Below are 16,143 nucleotides of genomic sequence, written 5' to 3'. Positions count from 1 at the left end.
CGGCGGGCGGATAGGCTGGAAGCCTGACCCCCCGCCCGGACCGGGCGCGGGGTTGTCGTCGCGTGCGCGCCCCAAGCGTGCACCGCCGCACAGCAAGGCGTTTCCCACCGCGAAGGTTGTGACCATGACCGCGCTCGCTGGCCTGCTCAGTGCCGCTCTCGCCGATCCCGCCCTGACCCGGGTACGGGATCTGGCAAGGATCGCCACGCCAGAAAAGGACGGGCTGGACGTCACCGCGCCGCCGGCGCTGCGCCCGTTCACGGTCGCTGCGGTGGCCGCCGAAGCGCGGACCAGCGGCGCGGGGCGGCCGGTGCTGGCGGTCACCGCGACCAGCCGGGAGGCCGACGACCTGGCCGCGGCCCTCGGCGACCTGCTGCCGGCCGGGCAGGTCGCGGTCTTCCCCAGCTGGGAGACGTTGCCGCACGAGCGGCTGTCGCCGCGTTCGGACACTGTCGGGCGGCGGCTCGCCGTACTGCGCCGGCTGGCGCACCCCGACGCGGACACCGGACCGACGGCCAGCGGTGACGTCACGCGGCAGGAGCCGCTGCGGGTGGTCGTGGCGCCGGTCCGCTCCGTGCTGCAGCCGCAGCTCAAAGGGCTCGGTGATCTGGAGCCGGTCCAGTTGACGGCAGGAGGCAACTCCGGCGGCTCGGGCGGTGCTACTGGCGGCCTGGAGGAGGTCGTCGACCGGCTGGTCGCGATGGCGTACGCGCGGGTCGACCTGGTCACCAAGCGCGGCGAGTTCGCGGTCCGGGGCGGCATCCTGGACGTGTTCCCGCCGACCGACGAGCACCCGTCCCGGGTCGAGTTCTGGGGCGACGACGTCGAGGAGATCCGTACCTTCGCCGTCGCCGACCAGCGCACCATCGAAGCCGTCGACCGGCTGTGGGCACCGCCGTGCCGGGAGCTGCTGCTCACCGACCCGGTGCGCCAGCGGGCCGCCGAGCTGGCGCAGCAGCACCCCGAGCTCGGCGAGATCCTGGACAAGCTGGCCGAGGGCATCCCGGTCGAAGGCATGGAGTCCCTCGCCCCGGCCCTGCTGGACGGCACCGACAGCATGGAGCTGCTGCTGCACTGCATGCCGGCCGGCACCCACGTACTGCTCTGCGACCCGGAGCGGATCCGCACCCGGGCGCACGATCTGGTCCGTACCTCGGCGGAGTTTCTCGAAGCCAGCTGGGCCGCGGCCGCCGTCGGTGGCCAGGCCCCGATCGACCTGGGCGCGGCCGCCTTCCGCACGCTGGCCGAGGTACGCGCGGTGGCCGCGACGCTCGACCAGCCGTGGTGGACGCTGTCGCCGTTCGGGCTGACCGAGGCGGAGATTGCCTCAACCGCTGACGTCGCGCCCTGGGAGGACGCGCCGACACCGGTGAGTGTGACCCCGGACGCCGGGGACGCGGTGGCGTTGGCCGCCGTCCCGGCGCCGCTGTACCACGGGGAGACCGCGCGGGTCGTCGACGACCTGAAACGCTGGACCGGCGACGGCTGGTCGGTGGTGCTGGTCTTCGAAGGGCACGGGCCGGCGCAGCGGTCGGTCGCCGTGCTGCGCGACGCCGGCCTCGGCGCGACGCTCGTCGAGACCCTGCCGACCGCCCCGACCCCCGGCGAGCTGGTCGTCACCTGCGGCAGCCTCGGCAACGGCTTCGTCGCCGACCGGGCCCGGCTGGCGATCGTCACCGGCGCCGACATCAGCGGCGGCCGAGGCGCGTCCACCAAGGACATGCGCAAGATGCCGAGCCGGCGGCGCAACACCATCGATCCGTTGGAGCTGCGCGCCGGCGACCACGTGGTGCACGAGCAGCACGGCATCGGCCGCTACGTCGAGTTGGTGCAGCGCAAGGTCAACGGTGCCGACCGGGAGTACCTGGTCATCGAGTACGCCCCGGCCAAGCGCGGCCAGCCCGGCGACCGGCTGTTCGTGCCGACCGACCAGCTGGACCAGCTGTCCCGCTACGTCGGCGGGGAGCAGCCGACGCTGCACAAGATGGGCGGCTCGGACTGGCAGAAGGCAAAGACCCGGGCCCGCAAGGCGGTCCGGGAGATCGCCGCCCAGCTGATCCAGCTGTACGCGGCCCGCAAGGCCGCCAAGGGGCACGCGTTCGGCCCGGACACCCCGTGGCAGCGGGAGCTGGAGGACGCCTTCCCGTACACCGAGACCCCGGACCAGTTGGCGGCGATCGACGAGGTCAAGGGCGACATGCAGCAGTCGACTCCGATGGACCGGCTGATCTGCGGCGACGTCGGCTACGGCAAGACCGAGATCGCGGTACGGGCGGCGTTCAAGGCGGTGCAGGACGGTAAGCAGGTGGCGGTGCTGGTGCCGACGACGCTGCTCGCCCAGCAGCATTTCAACACGTTCGCCGAGCGGATGGCCCAGTTCCCGGTCGAGATCCGGCAACTGTCCCGGTTCGCGACCCCGAAGGAGACCGAGCAGACGCTGACCATGGCCGCCGAGGGCACCGCCGACATCGTCATCGGCACCCACCGGCTGCTGCAGTCGGCCACCCGCTTCAAGGCACTCGGGCTGATCATCGTCGACGAGGAGCAGCGGTTCGGGGTGGAGCACAAGGAGCACCTGAAGTCGCTGCGTACCTCGGTGGACGTGCTGACCATGTCGGCGACGCCGATCCCGCGGACCCTGGAGATGGCGATCACCGGCATCCGGGAGATGTCGACCATCGCCACCCCGCCGGAGGAGCGGCATCCGGTGCTGACCGCCGTCGGCGCGTACGACGACAAGCAGGTCGCCGCCGCGATCCACCGTGAGCTGCTCCGCGACGGCCAGGTCTTCTACCTGCACAACCGGGTCGAGTCGATCGACAAGGCGGCGCGGCGGCTGCGCGAGCTGGTGCCGGAGGCGCGGGTCGCGGTGGCGCACGGGCAGATGGGTGAGGACGCCCTGGAGAAGGTGATGGTCGGCTTCTGGGAAAAGGAGTTCGACGTCCTGGTCTGCACCACGATCGTCGAATCCGGCATCGACATCCCGAACGCGAACACGCTGATCGTGGAGCGGGCCGACCTGCTCGGCCTGGCCCAGCTGCACCAGATCCGGGGTCGGGTCGGCCGGGGCCGGGAGCGGGCGTACGCCTACTTCCTCTACCCGCGCGAGAAGCCGTTGACCGAGCACGCCCACGAGCGGCTGTCCACCATCGCCCAGCACACCGAGCTGGGCGCCGGCATGTACGTGGCGATGAAGGACCTTGAGATCCGGGGTGCCGGAAACCTGCTCGGCGGCGAGCAGTCCGGCCACATCGAAGGCGTCGGGTTCGACCTGTACGTACGGATGGTCGGCGAGGCGGTGCAGAACTTCAAGGGTGAGACACCCGACGACGCCGAGACCGCCGAGGTGAAGGTCGACCTGCCGGTCGACGCGCACCTGCCGCACGACTACATCGGGGTGGAGCGGCTGCGTCTGGAGATGTACCGCAAACTTGCCGGGGCCCGCGACGCCGCCGCGCTGCAGGAGATCGCCGCCGAGATGACCGACCGGTACGGCGAACCACCGACGCAGGTCGGCAACCTGGTCGCGGTGGCGCGGTTCCGGCTGTTGGCGAAGTCGTACGGACTGACCGACGTGTCGATGCAGGGCAAGCATGTCCGGTTCGCCCCGCTGGTGCTGCCCGACTCGAAGCAGCTGCGGCTCAAGCGTTACCACCCGGACTCGGTCTACAAGTCGGCCGCCGACCAGGTCAGCGTGCCCCGGCCGACGACCCGGCGAATCGGCGGCGAGCCGCTGCGCGACCAGACGCTGCTGGACTGGTGCGCCCAGCTGCTGCGCGACGTACTCGGTGACCCGCCGGCCCAGGCGGCTTCCGGCGCCGCACCGTCGACGGACAGTGCCCGGGTCGGTGCACCGGCCGGCAGGGGTGCGTGAGAGAGTGTCGTCCATGCAGCGTGTCCGTCGCCTGGCGTCGATCACCGCCATTGCCCTTCTCGGGGTCGCCGCACTGTCCGCCTGCCGGTCGCAGCCCGGGGTCGCCGCCTACGTCGGCGACGAGCAGTACACCGAGGAGCAGGTGACCAGCGTCATCGACGACCTGAGCGACCGGCTCGGCGAGCAGGCCGGTCAGCAGGGCGCCCCGCCGCTGCCGACCCGGCAACAGGTGGTCAGCGCCCTGGTGCTCGCCGAAGTCTGCGCCCAGCTCGACGTGCCAGGCGGCGCACAGCCGATCTCCCCGGACCAGTTCGGCCTGCCGCCCGAATCGGAGTACGCGCAGACGGCGGCGCAGGCCTGGACCTGCATCACCGGGCTGCAGGCCGGCGGTCAGGTGCAGCCGACCCAGGAGGAGCTGTTCGACCTGGTCGAAAAGGGCCGGGCCGCCGGGGTGATCCCGGACGACGTGACCGACGAGGAGGCCGCCGGTCAGCTCGACGGTGAGCAGCTGCGGTCCTCGCTGGCCGCCCGCGACGTGGTCGCCGACGCGGTCGCCGAGCAGGACGTCACGGTCAACCCGCGCTACCGCCCGTTGGAGTTCCCGGTGCTCAGCTTCCAGGCGCCTCAGGGCAACGTGATCGCGGTCGGCATCCCGCTGGGCGACGGCGACTCGGGCACGGTTTCCGAACGGCAGTGACCGCCCGGATCGTCCTGCTGGTCACCTCGCCCCGGCTGCCGGCCGGGCTGCTGACGGCGCAGGCCTGGGACGTCGTACGCCGGTTTCCGGTGTTCGCCGGCGCGGACAGTGAGCTGGCCACGGCGATCCGTGTCGCCGGTGGCTCGCCGGTGACCGCGCCGGCTCCGGAGCCCGCTGAGGAGACGCTGCTGGCGGCGGCCGCCGAGCACGGTACGGCGGTCTGGCTGGCCGGTCCGGCCGGTGACGCGGACCTGGCCCGCCGGCTGGGGCTGCGGCTGGCCCGTGAGCCCGGCCTGGCCGAGCTGGAGCTGATGTACGGCTCCTGGGATCCGCCCGGTGCCCGGCTGCTCGACGCGGTCGAGGTCATTGACCGGCTCGTCTCACCCGGCGGCGATCCGTGGAAGCGTCAGCAGACCCACGACTCGTTGGCGCGGTATCTGCTGGAGGAGAGCTACGAGGCGTACGACGCGATCGCCGCCGGTGACCTGACGGCGCTGCGTGACGAGTTGGGGGACGTGCTGCTGCAGGTGGTGCTGCACGCCCGGCTGGCGCAGGAGTTGCCGGACGGCGAACGGTGGGACGTCGACGACGTGGCCGGTGGCCTGGTGGCGAAGATGATCCGCCGCAACCCGCACGTCTTCGCCGGCGCGCAGGTCGACGGCATCGACGACATCGTCGACAACTGGGAGCGAATCAAGGCCGCCGAGCGGGCCGCGTCGGGTGCCGCCTCCGGCGTGGGCGACCGCCCGTCACCGATGGACGGGATCGTGCTCGCCCAGCCGGCGCTGTCGCTGGCCGACAAGGTGCTGCAGCGGGTCGGGCGCGCCGGGATCGACGTGCCGCTGCCGGAGCCGGGCGCGGCCCCGGACCCGTCGACGCGGCTCGGCGCGAACCTGCTCGCGCTGGTCGCCCAGGCCCGCGCCGAGGGTCTCGACGCCGAGGGCGCGCTACGCCGCGTCGCCGTCGCGTACGTCGCCGCCGTCCGCGCCGCCGCCAGCGACTGACGGCTTCGGCGGCACCGACGACTCGGACGGCTCTGCCGACTCGGACGGCTCGGGTCGGAGCCGGATGCCGATCAGTTCCAGGGTGAGGAACGTGACGACCCCGAAGAAGAGCGCGATGTCGGCGACGTTGCCGATGAACCAGTCGAAGTATGCGATGAAGTCGACGACGTGGCCCTGCCCGAACGACGGCTCGCGGAACAGCCGGTCCAGCAGGTGGGTGAACGCCCCGCCGAGTACCAGGCCGAGCGCCGTCGCCCAGGCCCGGGAGCGGGCCCGCCACGCGAACCAGGCGGTCACGCCGACACCGATCGCGGCGGCGATGGTGAAGATCCAGGTGGTGTTTCCACCGAAGGAGAACGCCGCACCCGGGTTGTAGATCAACTGGATGCCGAGGGCGTCGCCGATCAGCGGGGTCCGCTCGCCCCGGGTCAGCGTCGCCTCCGCCCACATCTTCGTCAGCTGGTCGACGACGAGCACCGTGGCGGCGATGCCGAAGGCGAGCCATGGGGCGCGGCGGGTCCACCGCTGCCGCCGGGGCGCACGTGCTGCCGTACCGCCGTCGGTCGGTTCGTGGATGGTCTCGTCGGTGCCAGCCTGCTCGCTCATGATCGGTGATTCTCCCCGACGAATGCCGGTGGCGTTCGGTGGGTAAGGGTCACTACTCGTCGTGAACAGGGGCTTGGCTGCATTGGCCGAGCGGCGCAGGCAGTGGAACAAGGTCGTGGACGTGCTCGCCGTTGTGGGCTTGAGCCCGGACGAGGCGTTTGCCCTGCGGTGCCGCGGCCGCAGCCCTCGCGGCCGGGTAGCTCGTCAAGGCCAAGCAGATTGTCGTCGAGAACCTCGCGCCGTCCTCATCCGGCTGTTCACGCCGCTCTTCGCGGCTGCCCTTCTCGCCTTCCTCGTCGCCGTCGTCTGGACCGGTCACGGCATCGACGTCGAGCGCGAAGCGCTGAACGGGGTTCGGGCTGAACACACGACCGTCGTCCGGTGGCTGAAACAGCTCATCAAGCAAGAAAACAGGGAAATAGTGCGACAGTACCTTCGGTAGTCTCTCCGACCTCAGGGGGTTCGTGGTGTCGCAGTGGTGGTTGTGGTCCTTCGTGGTGGTCGCGCTCGGCGCCGTGCTGTACTTCGTCCGCTGGTCGCGGGAACCTAAGGGCGTACCCATCACCGTGTACCTGCTCGCGATCGTGATCCTGATCTGGTCCGCCATCTGGCACGCCGTGATGGCACTCGGCGGCGCACACACGACCGTCGGCGACCATGACGTGCACTGGGGGTACTACGCCGACTGGATCGTCACCGCACCGTTGCTCGGCTACGCGCTGATCCGGACTGGGACGCACGCTCTGACCGGCAAGAGAACCGATCTGGCGGCGCTCGTGGCAGTGACCAGCGTCCCCATGATCGTCTGCGGACTGGTCGGTGACCTGGCACTTGAACCGACCACACGGTATCTCGCCTACGGAGTCGGCGTTCTCGCGCTCGTGGCCAACTTCGTGGTGATCTGGGGGCCGCTGCGTAGGGCTGCGATCCGGCAGCCGGCGCCGATGGCGGCACACTTCGTCCCACTGGCCGCGTTGCTCAGCGCACTGTGGCTCGGTTTCACCCTGGTCTGGTTGCTGGGGCATCCCGGCCTCGGCATGGTCGACGAGACGACGACGACCGCGGTGTTCGTCGTTCTGACGGTCCTGATGAAAGTCGTCTGGAGCGCGCTCGACCTGCGGCAGTTGCGCCTACTTGCCGACCGTGACCATCTGCAAGTCGTGTGAACGGCGGTCAATGGCTGCTGCGTCGCGCCGGGTGGGTCGCCGTGCTGGCGTTCGGCGCGGTGCTGCTGATGCACCTGCCTGTGCTGAGCCACGCCGGACCGGCCGCTGATTCGCCGCTGCCGTTGCTGGCGGGGCTGCTGCTCGGCCTACCCCACGGCGCCGTCGATCACCTGGTACCGGCCTGGCTGAGATCCGGAGCCGGCGGCTGGCGTCCACGGATGTGCCTGCTGGCCGGGTACGCCGGCACGGTGGTCCTCGTCTGGTGGATCTGCCACCGCGCCCCCGGTCCGGCGCTCGTCACCTTCCTGATCCTCGCGATCGTCCACTTCGGCGCCGGTGACGAGGCGTTCCACCAGCAACGGGACGCACGACGGAGCCGGATTCGGCCGTACGCCGTGCTCGCCTACGGAGCGCCGCCGGTGCTGCTGCCGTTGACGCTCTGGCAGGACCAGGTTGATCCGCTGCTGGAGAGCCTCGGCGCCGGTTCGGCGTACCTGCTGAACACCGAGGCCCGGGTGATGGCCGTCGCGCTCGCGAGCGCGGCGGTGGTCGCCACCATGGTCAACGACCTGCGGGCTGGGCGTTGCGGTGACGCCGGATACCTCGGGCTGCTGATCACCGTGTTCGTGCTGGTGCCGCCCGCGTGGGCGTTCGGTACGTACTTCGCGGCGGGTCACTCGGTGCGGCATGTGGCTCGGCTGCTGCTGGCCGACCCCGGCAACGCTGCCGCCCTGGCCGCCGGGCGACTCGGCCCGGCGCTGCTGCGGTTCACGGCCCAAGCGGCGATCCCCACCGGGATCGTGCTGGCTGTGCTGGTGCCGTTCGCCGTCTCGGCCACGCCGGAAGTAGGGCTGTCCACCAGCTTCGCGGTGTTGGCCGGGCTAACCGTACCGCACGCCATGCTGGTGTTCTGGCTCGACCGGTGCGGCGTCGACGACCTGGCGGGACGGGTCCCGGACCGGCGGCTTCCAACTCATCCCGATGGCAAGGCCGGCCGCGACGATCAGTACGCCGACGCTCTGCCCGGCCGATGGGGGCACCTGGTCGAGTAGGGCGGCCGAGGCGAGTGCGGTGGCGGGCAGTACGCCGATGAACATGCCGGCTCGTTCCACTCCGAGCCGGCGCAGCCCGGTGAACCAGGCCAGGAAGGCCACCACGGTCAGCATCACCGCCAGGTAGGCCAGCGCCGTAGCTTCGGCCGCCGTCGGTAGCCGCCAGCGGTCCGCCTCGCCGGCGACCAGCGCGGCCAGCGCGAACATCGGCACGGCCAAGCCGCAGCTGTACGCGGAGACCCGTACCGCCCCGAGCCGGTCCAGCAGGACCGCGGCGAACAGCGAGAACGCGACCTCACCCGCGAGCGCCCCGAAGCAGGCGACCAGCCCGAGGGCGTCCGCCGTGCCGGAGCCGTGGACCGCTGCTGTGCCGGCGACCACGATCCCGGCGGCGAGCACCAGTCGGCCGGCCGGTCGGACGCCGCGCAGCAGCGGGCCGAGTAGCGCCAACGCGAGCGGGGCAGCGCCGACGACGGTGCCGACGGTGGCGGCGTCGGCGTGCCGCAGTGCGGTCAGCACGCAGATGTTGAACGCGACGAGGCCGCTGGCGGCGAGCGCGGCCAGCAGTGTCCAGTCCTGACGGGTGAGTCGCCTGTGCCTTACCGGGCGGTGGCCGTCGTTCAGCCAGGGAACATAGCGGACCAGCGCCGCCAGTAGCGCGGCGGCGACGGCGTACCGCAGGGTCTGGCCGGTCAGCGTCGGGTAGTCCAGGACGAGCCGGCTGATCGCGACCGAACTGCCGAGCACGATCATGCCGGCGGTGCAGAGCAGCGCTCCGGTGAGGTTCACGACGGTTGACGCTACGCAGCAAGTGGTCCAATCTTGAGTGCCATTTGCAGTGCTTGAGAGAGGACCAATCTGGATGCCGGAGGTGCTGGTCGAGCTGGACCGGACCCGTCCAGGGCTCGCCGGTCAATTGACATGTGCCCTGCGGGCGGCAATCAGCGACGGGCGGCTCAGCGCCGGCACCCGATTGCCGTCCAGCCGTGACCTTGCCGGTGAGTTGGCGCTGTCCCGGGGCGTCGTCGTCGAGGCGTACGAGCAGCTGAGCGCCGAGGGTTGGCTGCTGGCCCGGCGTGGTGCGGGCACCACGGTCGCCGGGAGACCGCCGAGAACAGCCGGGACGCTTTCCGGGACAGCGGAGCCGCAATCACCGTCGGGTGGGACGGAAAGATCGCCGCGGGCAGACCCGGTGGCGGTGCTGCGGCCCGGCGTGCCGGACTTGGCGATGTTCCCGCGCGCCGACTGGCGGCGGGCATACGAGCGGGCACTGCGCACCGCCCGCGACGCTGACCTCGACTACGGCGATCCGCGCGGGGCACCTCAGCTGCGTGCCGAACTGACCGGCTACCTCGGTCGAGTCAGAGCCGCCCGGATCGATCCCAACCACCTGTTCGTCACCACCGGTGCCGCGCAGGCATTCGGTCTACTCGCCGGAGCGCTGCGGCAGCGGGGCGCGACCACGGTCGGCATCGAGGACCCGGGCAGCCCCGGCGTCCGCGGCCACCTGACGGCGAACGGACTGCGGCTGGTGCCGGTGCCGGTCGACGCCGACGGCCTGGACGTCGCAGCGCTCGCCGCCAGTGGCGTGGCGGCGGTGCTGGTCACTCCGGCGCACCAGTTTCCGACGGGGGTGGTGCTGGCCCCGCACCGCCGTCATGAACTGCTCGCCTGGGCTCGGCGCAGCGGCCGGCTAATCATCGAGGACGACTACGACGCCGAGTTCCGTTACGACCGGGACCCGGTCGGCTGCCTGCAAGGGCTGGCACCGGACCTGGTGGCGCACATCGGCTCGGTCAGCAAGGCCCTGGCACCTGGGATGCGGCTGGGCTGGCTCAGCGTACCGCCGGATCTTGGGCCGGCGGTGCTGGCCGGCAAGGCAGCGGCCGACCTCGGCGGACCGGTCCTGGAGCAGCTCGCGTTCGCCGAACTGCTGGGCTCCGGCGGGTACGACCGGCATCTGCGTCGCTCCCGACTGGTGCATCGGCGGCGACGGGACGCCCTGATCGCTGCGCTGCGTCGACACCTGCCGCAGGCTCAGGTCTCCGGCATCGCCGCCGGTCTGCACCTGGTGCTGAGGCTGCCGGCCGGAGTCGACGACACGGCACTGGCGGCGGCCGCCACCCGGGCCGGCCTGGGGCCGGTCCCACTGTCGGCCACCCGGCTCGACCTGTCGCCCGCCGGCCGCCCGTCCGGCGGGCGGACGACAGCCGCAGAACCGGGCCTGGTGCTCGGCTACGCCGCACACTCACCGGGTGAACTGGCGTCGGCGGTCCAGCTGCTCGCCGGGCTGATGGCCTGATCAGGACCGGAATCGTGGCGGTGAGGAGCGCTGCACCCGGTCCGAGCAACCTGTTCCGGCTGTGGCACGAGAGCCAATCACCGCCTCGGACTGGGCGTACGCGACTTCGAGTGCGCGGTCTGCGGGTTCACCGCCGACCGTGAACTCGACGCCGCGAGGACGGTCCTCGGCACGGCCGAACGCGACCGTGCCAGCGCTGACGACGTGGGACATCCACGCCGGGATCCCGGACCGACGCCCGTCCTCGCCGAGCCGTATCGCGTGACGGAGCGGTTGGCGAAGGGCCCGGGGCCGAACCGACCTCCGCGCCGGTGTCGGTGGGATGGCATATTGTCGGTGGCATGGCGTCGTTCGTACCTCTGGCTGAACGCATCATCGACGCGTTGCTGGCCAGCGACCCCGCCCTGGCGTCGTCGACCGGCGACCACCGCCACGACGACCGGCTGCCGGACCTGTCGGTCGACGGGGTTGCCGCCACCGCCACGATGTTGCTGGACGCCACCAACGCGCTCGCCGAGGTCGACGCGGACGCGCTATCCACTCAGGAACGTGTCGACCATGCGATCCTGTCGGCGATCGTCGACCGGCGGCTGTTCGAGTTGACCGAGGTGCGTGCCCGGGAGTGGAATCCGCTGATCTACAACCCGGGGCCGCTGCTGCACGGGCTGATCGCCCGCCCGTTCGCACCGGCCGCCGAGCGGCTGACCAGTCTGGCCGGGCGGCTCGGCGCCGTACCGGACGTGCTGGCCACCGCCCGCGAGACGCTGCGCGGCGTGCCAGCCATCCACGCCGAGACCGCCGCCGGCCAGTTCGCCGGCACCGCCGCACTGGTTCGTGACCAGGTGCCGGTGCTGCTGGCCGAGGAGCCTGGGCTGCGCGACCAGGTCGAGCCGTTGGCGACCGAGGCGGCGTACGCGTTGGACGAGTTCGCCGGCTGGCTGCGCGACGGCCTGGAGCGCGACGTCGACCGGCGGGATCCGCGGCTGGGTCGGCGGCTGTGGGAGGCCCAGCTGTGGCACACTCTGGACACCGAGCTGACAGCCACCGACGTGCTGGACCGGGCCTGGGCGAATCTGGAGCGGGTGTCGGACGAGATCCGGGCGGCGGCGGCCGAGCTGACCGGTGGGCCAGCCACCGACGACACGGTGCGCGCAGCGTTGTCCCGGTTGGGCGCCGAGCACCCGGACGACTCGTCCATCGTGCCGCTGGCGGAAAGCGCGATGCGGGAGACCATCGAGTTCGTCGCCGCCCACGACCTGGTATCGATGGTGGACGACCGGTGCGTGATCCAGGAGATGCCGGAGTTCGCCAGGGGCGTCGCGGTGGCCTACTGTGACCCGCCCGGGGTGCTGGAGCGGGCCGACGTGCCGACGTTCTACTGCATCGCGCCGACGCCGACGGACTGGCCGCCCGAGCGGGTCGAGTCGTTCTACCGCGAGTACAACGACCACATGGTACGTAACCTGACCGTGCACGAGGCAGTGCCGGGGCACTTCCTGCAGCTGGCGCACGCCCGCCGGTTCCTCGGCACCACCCGGACGCGTGCGGTGGGGCGGTCCGGGCCGTTCGTCGAGGGCTGGGCGGTGTACGCCGAGGAGATGATGGTCGACGCCGGTTTCGGTGGCTTACCGGTACGGCTGCAGCAGTTGAAGATGCAGCTGCGGATGACCATCAACGCGATCCTGGACCAGCTGACGCACTGCGAGGAGCTGCCGCAGGCCGAGGCAATGGCGTTGATGACCGGCCGGGGATTCCAGGAGGAGGGCGAGGCGGCCGGCAAGTGGCGTCGGGCACTGCTGACCTCCACCCAGCTGTCCACGTACTTCGTGGGGTACGCCGAGGTGGCGCAGGTGGCGGCGGCGCGGCCGGCCGGCGTACCGGCACGGCAGTGGCACGACGCGATGCTGGCGCACGGATCCCCGCCGCCGCGGCACCTGTCGGCGCTACTGGGCTGCTGAGGCACGGTTAACGGGCCGCTGGAGGCCGGCCGTTGCGCTGATGTTCGATCAGCCAGCGGGAGATCGAGTACGTCGCCGGCAGCTCGACCGGCAGGTCGTCCAGTGCGAACCACCGGGCCTCGGCGATCTCCCGGCCGTCGACGACCGGTTCGGCGTCCGGCGCGGCGCGGGCGGTGAACCCGGCGAGCACCACGCCGGGGCCGGACATCGCCCACGGCTGGCTGCCGAAGTACTCCACCTCGTGCACGTCGAGGCCGACCTCCTCGGCGACCTCGCGGTGCACCGCCTCCTCCAGCGTCTCGCCGGCCTCGACGAACCCGGCGACCAGGGCCCAGACGGCGGTCGGCCCGTAGGTGTGCCGGACCAGCAGCAACTCGTCACCGTCGGGGCCGGGGCTGCGGGTGACCGCAGCCAACACGGCGGGGGAGAGCTGCATCGGTACGTACAGGTCGCAGCCGGGGCAGCGGCGGGCGTGCTCGCCGGGCACCTCGGCCAACTCGGTGGCGCAGGCTCCGCAGAACCGGTGGGTACGCCGCCAGGTGATTACCTGTAGGGCGCGTCCGGCGAGCGCGGCGAGTGGTTCACCCAGCTCGTCGGCCATCGCCGGCCAGGTTCGCCAGCCGCCGAGCTGGTCGTCGACGGCGGGCAGGCCGGCTGCCCACACCCGGGTGCCGTCCAGGCTGCCCAGCGGCACCCACTCGGTGCTGGCTGGTAGATCGGCCACCGACGGTAGTCGGCCGTCGGCGCCGACCAGCAGTCGGCGGCCGGCCACCACCAGACACGGATCGGCTGGAGCGGCACCCGAGCCCACCCGGGCGTCGGGTACGAATCGGGTAGGCGGGGCCGGATCGGCCGCGGACGACCCGTTACGCCGGGCCGGGTCGACGGTCGACGGACCGGGCCCCGCGGGGGAGCGTGAAGGCGGTCTCGTCGGCAGTGTCACTGTACCGGCTTATCGCGAATTCGACGGCCTGTCCATCGACCACCCCGGTGAAGCTGCCCAGCGCGCCTTCGGTGGTGACACACACGTCGAACCGGGACGCCGCCGCCCCCTGCACCTGGCTGACCTGCACACAGGTGGCGTGTCGGCCGGCGATCGTGGTGTCGTTCTGGCTCACCACAGCCGCCGGATCCAGTGCGGCGGCGTTGAGGAGCGTGATCACCACCGGCGGGGTCACCAGGCCGCCGGCGTTGGCGTCGGTGAACAGCTCCGGATCTGGTTGGGCGGACGGGGACGGCCCGCTGGTCAGGGTGCAGACCGGCGGGGAGTCGTCGGTGTCACACTCGGTGGTGGTCTCGTCGGTGACGATCAGCTTGCCGCCCGGGTAGACGTACGCCGTACGTTGCGGGGTCTGCGCCTGCACGATGCTGGCACTGGCCCCGCCGACCAACTGGTACTCGGCCGAGTAGGTCAACGCGCTGGCCCCGTCGAGTCGGGCGGCCAGCTCGTTGACCAGGTCGGCCGGCTCGATGGTCTGGCCGGCGTCGGCGATGGTCTGGCAGCCGGTGACCAGCAGCAGCGTGCCGGCGGCGATGGCCGCCGCGGCGCGGCGGAACCAGTTCTCCGTTGCACGCATGGTGACAGGGTGACCGATCCTGTCCACCCGCCGCAAACCGATTGCCATCAATGTCAGTAAATGGGGATCGATGCCGGATCCGGGTGGTTCCCGACGCGTACATCCCGCGTTTCGGAAGCCAGCGCCCGCAGCGTCACCGTCGCCCGATACGCTGCCACCGGAACGGTCGGCCGCACCGTCGCGGCCTTGCGGGACTTGATCACGAGGAGCGACACAGTGGCTACCATCGAGGGAATCGTCGCCAGGGAGATTCTCGATTCGCGCGGTAATCCGACCGTCGAGGTCGAAATCGGGCTCGACGACGGCACCATCGCCCGCGCCGCAGTGCCGTCCGGCGCGTCCACCGGGGCCTTCGAGGCGATCGAGCTGCGTGACGGCGACGCGAACCGCTACTCCGGCAAGGGCGTCGAGCAGGCGGTGGCCAACATCGAGGAGCGCATCGTCGACCAGCTGGTCGGTTTCGAGGCGAGCGAGCAGCGGCTGATCGACCAGAAGATGCTGGATCTGGACGGCACCGCGGACAAGTCCGGGCTGGGTGCGAATGCCATTCTCGGCGTTTCCCTGGCGGTCGCGAAGGCTGCCGCGAACAGCGCTGAGCTGAGCCTCTTCCGGTACCTCGGCGGGCCGAACGCCCACCTGCTGCCAGTGCCGATGATGAACATCCTCAACGGCGGCGCGCACGCCGACTCCAACGTCGACGTGCAGGAGTTCATGATCGCCCCGATCGGCGCGCCGACCTTCCGGGAGGCGTTGCGCTGCGGTGCCGAGGTCTACCACAAGCTCAAGTCGGTGCTGAAGAAGAAGGGCCTGGCCACCGGCCTCGGCGACGAGGGTGGCTTCGCCCCGGACCTGCCCACCAACGCCGCCGCGCTGGACCTGATCGCCGAGGCGGTCGGCGCCGCCGGCTACCAGCTCGGCACCGACATCGTGCTGGCGCTCGACGTCGCCGCCACCGAGTTCCACCGTGACGGCGCGTACGTTTTCGAAGGCGCCGGCAAGAGCTCCGACGAGATGGTCGCCTACTACACCAAGCTGGTCGGCGAGTACCCGATCGTGTCCATCGAGGACCCGCTGGGCGAGGACGACTGGGCCGGCTGGTCGGCGATGACCGCCGCGCTCGGCGACCGGATCCAGATCGTCGGCGACGATCTGTTCGTCACCAACCCGGAGCGGATCGCCCGGGGCATCGCCGAGCAGGCGGCGAACGCCGTCCTGGTCAAGGTCAACCAGATCGGCTCGCTGACCGAGACGTTCGATGCGGTTGAGCTGGCCCACCGCAGCAACTTCCGCTGCATGATGAGCCACCGGTCCGGCGAGACCGAGGACACCACGATCGCCGACCTCGCGGTGGCCACCGGCTGCGGCCAGATCAAGACCGGTGCGCCGGCCCGCTCCGAGCGGGTGGCCAAGTACAACCAGCTGCTGCGGATCGAGGAGGAGCTGGCCGACGCGGCGCGCTACGCCGGGGCGGGCGCGTTCCCGAGGTACCGTTCCGCCTAGCGTCCCGCCGGTTCGACCGGCCCGGTCCTGGTGACCGGGTCCGGTCCGACCGGTCCCGGCGCGCCGACGGTTCGACCAGCCGTCGGCGCACCGCGACCGGTCCCGTACAGCCAACCGCCCGGGGAGGGGTGTGACGACGGTGCCGCAACGGCGCACACCGAGTGGTCAGGGCCCGGCCCGCCGGCCAGGACAGCCCGGTCGGTCCGGCTCGCGCGGGCCACTGCGGCTCGCCGGCCGGGACACCGGTCCCGACAGCGGATCCCGGGCCGACCAGCGCGGCCGACCGACCCGGTCGGCCGGTGCCGACCGGCCCGCCGCGCCCCGATCCGGCACGCCCCGGTCCGCTGCCGGCGATCACGTGGCGATGAGCTTCACCTCGTGCGGCAACTGCCCGCTCTGTCTGACCG

The 16,143-nt window shown here is 71.6% G+C and carries 13 protein-coding genes and 3 pseudogenes; 10 read left to right on the top strand and 6 right to left on the bottom strand.

The window, feature by feature from the left end; translation table 11 throughout:
- Positions 1-124: 124 nt before the first annotated feature.
- From mfd to ACFHWT_RS21860, 3 genes are read left to right on the top strand one after another with little or no spacing between them, the layout of a single operon-like run.
- The gene (gene mfd / locus ACFHWT_RS21870; RefSeq protein ID WP_416596533.1) at positions 125-3,874 is read left to right on the top strand and encodes a transcription-repair coupling factor; all 3,750 of its coding nucleotides are present in this window, start codon (positions 125-127) and stop codon (positions 3,872-3,874) included.
- Positions 3,875-3,887: 13 nt separating this feature from the next.
- Entirely contained in the window at positions 3,888-4,571 is a 684-nt protein-coding gene (locus ACFHWT_RS21865; RefSeq protein ID WP_416596532.1) for a hypothetical protein, read from the top strand.
- Positions 4,568-5,575, top strand: a complete 1,008-nt coding sequence (locus tag ACFHWT_RS21860) for a MazG family protein (protein ID WP_416596531.1) — start codon at positions 4,568-4,570, stop codon at positions 5,573-5,575. Before ACFHWT_RS21865 ends, ACFHWT_RS21860 begins: the two co-directional genes overlap by 4 nt.
- Here the strand turns inward: ACFHWT_RS21860 and ACFHWT_RS21855 are convergent.
- Both ACFHWT_RS21855 and ACFHWT_RS21850 read right to left on the bottom strand, forming a co-directional pair.
- Positions 5,519-6,181, bottom strand: coding sequence for a signal peptidase II (locus ACFHWT_RS21855; protein WP_416596530.1), 663 nt, complete (start codon positions 6,179-6,181; stop codon positions 5,519-5,521). The genes ACFHWT_RS21860 and ACFHWT_RS21855 overlap by 57 nt on opposite strands.
- Before the next feature lie 52 nt (positions 6,182-6,233).
- Positions 6,234-6,587: a hypothetical protein gene (locus tag ACFHWT_RS21850; RefSeq protein WP_416596529.1), complete on the bottom strand. Its 354-nt coding sequence runs from the start codon at positions 6,585-6,587 to the stop codon at positions 6,234-6,236.
- A gap of 61 nt (positions 6,588-6,648) precedes the next feature.
- On the opposite strand from ACFHWT_RS21850, the gene ACFHWT_RS21845 reads away from it, so the two are divergent.
- Entirely contained in the window at positions 6,649-7,347 is a 699-nt protein-coding gene (locus tag ACFHWT_RS21845; protein WP_416596528.1) for a bacteriorhodopsin, read from the top strand.
- Between the two features lie 68 nt (positions 7,348-7,415).
- A pseudogene (locus ACFHWT_RS21840) lies at positions 7,416-8,207 on the top strand (Brp/Blh family beta-carotene 15,15'-dioxygenase); the annotation flags it as partial.
- A gap of 21 nt (positions 8,208-8,228) precedes the next feature.
- Here the strand turns inward: ACFHWT_RS21840 and ACFHWT_RS21835 are convergent.
- Positions 8,229-9,188, bottom strand: coding sequence for a DMT family transporter (locus ACFHWT_RS21835; RefSeq protein WP_416596527.1), 960 nt, complete (start codon positions 9,186-9,188; stop codon positions 8,229-8,231).
- 73 nt (positions 9,189-9,261) lie between these two features.
- Between ACFHWT_RS21835 and ACFHWT_RS21830 the strand changes: the two genes are divergently transcribed.
- From ACFHWT_RS21830 to ACFHWT_RS21820, 3 genes and pseudogenes are all read left to right on the top strand, one after another.
- A complete protein-coding gene (locus tag ACFHWT_RS21830) occupies positions 9,262-10,701 on the top strand; it encodes a PLP-dependent aminotransferase family protein (protein WP_416596526.1) in 1,440 nt (479 codons plus the stop codon).
- Between the two features lie 30 nt (positions 10,702-10,731).
- Positions 10,732-10,857 (top strand): annotated as a pseudogene (locus ACFHWT_RS21825) (zinc ribbon domain-containing protein); the annotation flags it as partial.
- Between the two features lie 185 nt (positions 10,858-11,042).
- Positions 11,043-12,659, top strand: a complete 1,617-nt coding sequence (locus ACFHWT_RS21820; RefSeq protein ID WP_416596525.1) for a DUF885 domain-containing protein — start codon at positions 11,043-11,045, stop codon at positions 12,657-12,659.
- A 7-nt stretch (positions 12,660-12,666) separates the two neighbouring features.
- Here ACFHWT_RS21820 and nudC read toward each other — a convergent pair whose 3' ends face one another.
- The 3 genes from nudC to ACFHWT_RS21805 are packed head-to-tail and all read right to left on the bottom strand — an operon-like array spanning position 12,667 to position 14,463.
- Positions 12,667-13,470 carry an NAD(+) diphosphatase gene (gene nudC / locus ACFHWT_RS21815; RefSeq protein WP_416596524.1) on the bottom strand — a complete coding sequence of 268 codons (804 nt, stop codon included), beginning with the start codon at positions 13,468-13,470 and terminating at the stop codon, positions 12,667-12,669.
- Positions 13,471-13,525: 55 nt separating this feature from the next.
- Positions 13,526-14,236: a hypothetical protein gene (locus ACFHWT_RS21810; RefSeq protein ID WP_416596523.1), complete on the bottom strand. Its 711-nt coding sequence runs from the start codon at positions 14,234-14,236 to the stop codon at positions 13,526-13,528.
- 53 nt (positions 14,237-14,289) lie between these two features.
- Positions 14,290-14,463 carry a hypothetical protein gene (locus tag ACFHWT_RS21805; protein ID WP_416596522.1) on the bottom strand — a complete coding sequence of 58 codons (174 nt, stop codon included), beginning with the start codon at positions 14,461-14,463 and terminating at the stop codon, positions 14,290-14,292.
- Between ACFHWT_RS21805 and eno the strand changes: the two genes are divergently transcribed.
- Positions 14,453-15,736, top strand: coding sequence for a phosphopyruvate hydratase (gene eno, locus ACFHWT_RS21800; RefSeq protein WP_416596521.1), 1,284 nt, complete (start codon positions 14,453-14,455; stop codon positions 15,734-15,736). The two genes, ACFHWT_RS21805 and eno, sit on opposite strands and share 11 nt — an antisense overlap.
- A gap of 130 nt (positions 15,737-15,866) precedes the next feature.
- Positions 15,867-16,143: pseudogene (locus ACFHWT_RS21795) on the top strand (hypothetical protein); the annotation flags it as partial.

Origin of the sequence: Micromonospora sp. LOL_021 (genome assembly GCF_048060215.1) — a bacterium.
Classification (GTDB): Bacteria; Actinomycetota; Actinomycetes; order Mycobacteriales; family Micromonosporaceae; genus Micromonospora_E.
This window is presented reverse-complemented; position numbering and strand designations above follow the sequence as displayed.

Bases quoted from the DNA above. Each gene is read 5' to 3' on its own strand.
- mfd (WP_416596533.1), top strand. From the start codon at position 125: ATGACCGCGCTCGCTGGCCTGCTCAGTGCCGCTCTCGCCGATCCCGCC.
- ACFHWT_RS21865 (WP_416596532.1), top strand. From the start codon at position 3,888: ATGCAGCGTGTCCGTCGCCTGGCGTCGATCACCGCCATTGCCCTTCTC.
- ACFHWT_RS21855 (WP_416596530.1), bottom strand. From the start codon at position 6,181: ATGAGCGAGCAGGCTGGCACCGACGAGACCATCCACGAACCGACCGAC.
- ACFHWT_RS21830 (WP_416596526.1), top strand. From the start codon at position 9,262: ATGCCGGAGGTGCTGGTCGAGCTGGACCGGACCCGTCCAGGGCTCGCC.
- ACFHWT_RS21820 (WP_416596525.1), top strand. From the start codon at position 11,043: ATGGCGTCGTTCGTACCTCTGGCTGAACGCATCATCGACGCGTTGCTG.
- ACFHWT_RS21810 (WP_416596523.1), bottom strand. From the start codon at position 14,236: ATGCGTGCAACGGAGAACTGGTTCCGCCGCGCCGCGGCGGCCATCGCC.
- ACFHWT_RS21805 (WP_416596522.1), bottom strand. From the start codon at position 14,463: ATGGTAGCCACTGTGTCGCTCCTCGTGATCAAGTCCCGCAAGGCCGCG.